The sequence below is a fragment of the Nocardiopsis sp. JB363 genome, assembly GCF_900143625.1.
Classification (GTDB): domain Bacteria; phylum Actinomycetota; class Actinomycetes; order Streptosporangiales; family Streptosporangiaceae; genus Nocardiopsis.
Window position 1 is genome coordinate 1 of record NZ_FRFF01000190.1, and the last position, 4,514, is coordinate 4,514.

A 4,514-nucleotide genomic window follows, 5' to 3' on the forward strand; every position below is an offset into this window, starting at 1 on the left:
CCCCCCCTCTCCCCCCGCACCCCCACGAGAACAACCAGAAAGGCTGCAGTGAGCGCGCCCGACAACACCATTGTTCCTGACGAGGTACGCGCCCGGCACGCCGAGTTGTGTCGTGAGCTGGACGACCACAGCTACCGGTACTACATGGGCGCCCCCATCATCTCCGACGCCGAGTACGACACGCTCATGCTCGAACTGCGCGACATCGAGGACGAGCACCCGATCCTCGTCTCCCAGGACTCGCCCACCCAGAAGGTGGGCGCTCCCATCAGCGTCGACTTCGCCGAGGTGGAGCACCTGGTGCGGATGGAGAGCCTGGGCAACGCCTTCGACTTCGACGAGCTCGGCGCCTGGGGCGACCGCGCCTCCGCGGAGGTGCCGGTCGACGCCTACCTGTGCGAGCTGAAGATCGACGGGTTGGCCGTGGACCTGGTCTACGAACAGGGTCGGCTGGTGCGGGCCGCCACCCGGGGCGACGGTCGGGTGGGCGAGGACATCACCCTGAACGTGCGCACCATCGGGGTGGTCCCCGAACGCCTTGACGAGAGCGTGCGCGCCGCCCCCGAGCTGCTGGAGGTGCGGGGCGAGGTCTTTCTGCCGGTGGAGGACTTCCGCGAACTCAACGCGCGCATCGCCGACGATGGCAGTCACGCGCCGTTCGCCAACCCGCGCAACGCCGCCGCCGGTTCGCTGCGGCAGAAGGACCCACGGGTGACCGCGACCCGACCGCTGTCGATGATCGTGCACGGTGTGGGCGCCTACACGCCGGCCGCCGACGGCGGCGAGGACGTGGCCTTCACCAGCCAGTCACAGGCCTACCGGTTGCTGGGCGAGTGGGGGATGCCGCTGAGCGACCGCTACAAGGTGCTGGCCACCATGGACGAGGTCCGCGAGTACGTCGGTCACTACCAGGAGCACCGACACGACCCCGCCTACGAGATCGACGGCATCGTCGTCAAGGTGGACGACTTCGCGTTGCAGCGTCGGCTCGGTTCCACCAGCCGGGCGCCGCGCTGGGCGATCGCCTACAAGTACCCGCCCGAGGAGGTCACCACCAAGCTGGTCGACATCAAGGTGGGCGTGGGACGCACCGGCCGGGTCACCCCGTACGGGGTGATGGAGCCGGTGGTGGTCGCGGGTTCGGAGGTGGAGTTCGCGACCCTGCACAACGCCCAGGAAGTGGCCCGCAAGGCCGTGCTGATCGGCGACACCGTGGTGCTGCGCAAGGCGGGCGACGTCATTCCAGAGATCGTCGGCCCGGTGACCGAGCGCCGTGACGGCACCGAGCGCGAGTTCGTCATGCCCAAGGAGTGCCCCGAGTGCGGCACGGAGCTGGGGCAGCAGAAGGAGGGCGACGTCGACCTGCGCTGCCCCAACGCCCGCTCCTGCCCCGGTCAGCTGCGCGAACGCATCGCCTTCGTCGCCGGTCGCAAGGCCTTGGACATCGAGGCCCTGGGGTACGTGGCGGCGACCGCGCTGACCCAGCCGCTGGAGCCGTCCGACCCCCCGCTCAAGGACGAGGGTGACCTGTTCGACCTCACCGTCGAGCAGTTGCTGCCGATCCGCACCCACGTGCTGGACCCGGACACCACCGAACCCAAGACCGACCCCAAGACCGGGGACCCCAAGGTCGTCTCCTTCTTCGCCAACCTCAAGGGCGAGCCGAAGAAGACGGTGGAGAAGCTCTTCGAGCAGCTGGAGGAGGCCAAGAAGAAGCCGTTGTGGCGGGTGCTGGTCTCCCTGTCCATCCGACACGTGGGGCCGCGCGCCGCCGAGGACCTGGCCCGGCACTTCCGGTCGATGGACGCCATCCGGCAGGCCTCCGAGGAGGAACTGGCCGCGGTGGACGGTATCGGCCCGACCATCGCCACGTCGGTGCGCGAGTGGTTCGAGGTGGATTGGCACGCCGAGATCGTCCGAAAGTGGGCGGACGCGGGCGTGCGCATGGAGGACGAGGGCCAGGCCCCGGGTTCGCGCCTGCTGGAGGGGGTGACGGTGGTGGTCACCGGATCCCTGGAGGGCTTCTCTCGCGACGGTGCCAAGGAGTCCATCGCCGAGGAGGGCGGCCGGGCCACGAGTTCGGTGTCCAAGAAGACCTCGTTCGTGGTGGTGGGTGACGCCCCCGGCTCAAAGTACGACAAGGCCGTGAAACTGGGTGTTCCGGTCCTGGACGAGGCGGGGTTCCGGATGTTGCTGGAACAGGGGCCGGAGGCGGCCGAAAACGTGCGGATCAACCCGCCGGAGGAGCCCGAGGAGGACGCCGAGGAGGACACCGAGGAGTGAACCTCCTGGTCAGAGGGTGAGCGGAAACGGGCGGGGCGACCCCGCCCGTTTCCGTCTGATGGGGCTGACCAACAAATTGGTTAACGCATAGTTCCTGCCGTGCGACAGTTGGTGACGAAACCGCGTAAGCTGGGCGCCAACTCACCGGATACGGACCTGCCCGTATCCCGGATTACGGTCGTGAGGTTCGAGGACGCGGATGAAGGACCCCATCGGTACCCGAGACGTCGGACCCCGTGTCGGCACCCCGCTGTGGCTCTACATGGCGGGCACCACCGCTGCCGGGGCGCTGCTCCTGGGTGTGTCCAGTCTCGAACTCGGCATGGAACAGCTGATCCTGCTCAGCCGGGAACCCTTGGTCTGGGTCATGTTGTGCATGGTGGTGCTGGGCGAACTCAGACCCATCGCCATGCCGGGCCAGACCCCCGGAACCGGCGCCCCCACCTCGCTGCCCTTCACCTTCGCCCTCGTCATCTTCTACGGGCTGCCCATCGCCGCGCTCGTCCAGTGCGCCGCCACGATCGTCGCGGGCGTGGCCCACACCCACGCGCCGCACCGCATCGCCTTCAACGCCGCCCAATACGTGCTCTCCCTGGGCGTGGCCGACGCCGTCCTGCGCCTGGTCATGCCGGAGGTCGTCACCGCCCCGTGGGTGCCCGTCGGCGGTGAACTCGTCGTCATCGCCCTGGCCGGCGCCGCGTCCTTCGTGGTCAACCGCATCCTGGTGCTGTGCGCCGTGGCCATGCACGAACGCGTGCCGCTGCGCCAGGTCCTGTTCAAGGGGCTGCGCCAGCAGATGTACGTCAACGGGGTGCTGCTCAGCCTGTCCCCGCTCATCGTCATCGCCATGACCCACTCGGTGCTGTACGTACCCCTGTTCGCGTTCCCCCTCGGCGCGCTCTACGGCAGCGCGCTACTGCTGGTGAAACGCGACCACCAGGCCAACCACGACGAACTCACCGGGCTGGCCAACCGCAAACTCCTCACCGTCCGCTCCCGCCGCGAGATCGTCCGCGCGCACCAGGACGGCACTCGGGTGGGCCTGCTCATCCTGGACCTGGACCGGTTCAAGGAGGTCAACGACACCCTCGGCCACCCCACCGGTGACCGGCTGCTGCAAACACTGGCCCAACGGCTCACCCACGGCGTGCGACCCAACGACCTGGTGGCCCGGATGGGCGGCGATGAGTTCGCCATCCTGCTGCCCAAGGTCCGCGACACCGAGTCCGCCCGCGAGGTGGCCCTGCGTCTTCGCGGCGCCCTGGCCGAACCGGTGCGCATGGACGGCATGGACTTCGACCTCCAGGTCAGTACCGGCATCGCCCTCTACCCCGACGACGCGCCCGACTTCGAGTCGCTCATGCAGCGCGCCGACATCGCCATGTACGTCGCCAAGACCGATCGCACCGGGGTCGAGAGTTACGACCCCGGCAAGGACCGAAACTCCACCGCCCGCCTGAGCATGTACAGCGAGCTGCGGCGCGGGCTGGTCGACGGCGCCCTGGAGATGCGCTACCAACCCAAGATCGGGTTGGCCGACGGTCGCGCCATCGGGTTGGAGGCGCTGGCCCGCTGGCGACACCCGACTCGCGGGCTGCTCACCCCCGAGGAGTTCCTGCCGATCATCGAGCACTCCAACCTGTTCCGGGCCTTCTCCGCACAGGTCCTGGACATCACCCTGGCCCGCGCGGCCGGCTGGCACGCCGAGGGCCTGACCCTGCCGGTGTCGGTGAACCTGGGGGTGCGCGAACTCCTCGACCCCGACCTGCCCGACACCGTCGCCGCCGCCCTGCGCGAACACGGGGTGCCCGCCGAGCGTTTGGTCCTGGAGGTCGGCGAACAGTCCCTGATCGCCGACCCCGAGGCCGCCACCGAGGCCGTGGAACGGCTGAGCGACCTCGGGGTGGGGCTGGCCCTGGACGATTTCGGCACCGGACACTTCACCCTCGCCCAGCTCGCCGGTCTGCCCTTGGACGAGGTGAAGATCCACGAGTCGTTCACCACGCGCCTGGCCGAGGAGCCCTCCCGGGGGCACACCGTGGTGCGCGCCGCCATCACCCTGGTCCGCGCCCTGGGCATGCGGGCCACCGCCGAGGGCGTGAGCACCGCGGCACTGGCCGAGGCCGCCCTGGAAGCCGGTTGTCACGCCGCCCAGGGGCATCATTTCGCCGAGCCCATGCACCCTCGCGACGTGCTGCCCTGGTGGACCGCCCACACCACCCGAACCCCCG

General features: G+C 69.3%; 2 protein-coding genes. Both read left to right on the forward strand.

Annotation, left to right across the window (positions count from 1 at the left end):
- Nucleotides 1-48 precede the first annotated feature (48 nt).
- Nucleotides 49-2,283, forward strand: coding sequence for an NAD-dependent DNA ligase LigA (ligA, locus tag BQ8420_RS28575; RefSeq protein ID WP_087103144.1), 2,235 nt, complete (start codon nt 49-51; stop codon nt 2,281-2,283).
- A gap of 199 nt (nt 2,284-2,482) precedes the next feature.
- Nucleotides 2,483-4,514, forward strand: a 2,032-nt coding sequence (locus tag BQ8420_RS28580) for a bifunctional diguanylate cyclase/phosphodiesterase (protein ID WP_087103146.1), incomplete at its 3' end; no start/stop codon positions are given.